Origin of the sequence: Gilvimarinus gilvus, from assembly GCF_030518155.1 — a bacterium.
In the GTDB taxonomy this organism is placed as follows: domain Bacteria; phylum Pseudomonadota; class Gammaproteobacteria; order Pseudomonadales; family Cellvibrionaceae; genus Gilvimarinus; species Gilvimarinus gilvus.
In genome coordinates this window covers 1-482 of record NZ_JAULRU010000576.1, presented here as the reverse complement: position 1 = coordinate 482, position 482 = coordinate 1, and the positions used below count along the sequence as shown (strand labels likewise).

At 32.6% G+C, this 482-nt stretch carries 1 protein-coding gene; it reads right to left on the bottom strand.

Annotated elements, in window-relative coordinates:
- Window positions 1-65: 65 nt before the first annotated feature.
- A partial coding sequence (locus QWI17_RS12770; protein ID WP_302722900.1) for a lipocalin family protein occupies window positions 66-482 on the bottom strand: 417 nt, incomplete at its 5' end.

Here is a 482-nt window from a genome sequence, read left to right as displayed (position 1 = left end):
TTCATCTCAAAGGGCTAATTTCTTAAAAGAAATTAGCCCTTTGAGATGAAACTATATTTATCAACTTATTCTTGTACAGTCCAAGTAAGTTCCTCTATCGCATATCCTTTTTCTTCTGCATACAAAAGAAACTTTTGTTTTGTTGCTTCCGAAATTGTTTTTTGTCGTGATAAAATCCACATATAATCATGACTTTCACCAAAAACCAAAGCCGTTTCATAATCGGGATCCATCAACACAACATTATATCCTGAATAAAATGGACCAAAGAAACTAACTTTTAAAGCTCCTTTCCCCTCTTCTCCATTCAACTTAGCTTTTCCATGAGCTTCTGTCCATTCGTTTTCTTTATAATCAAAACCTCTGTTATGAACTTCTATTACACCTTTCTTATTCAAAAAATAAGTCGCAGTTACATGACTCATATTTTTTTCGTATTTGAAATCTAATCGTGCAATTTCATACCACTTTCCCATGTATTG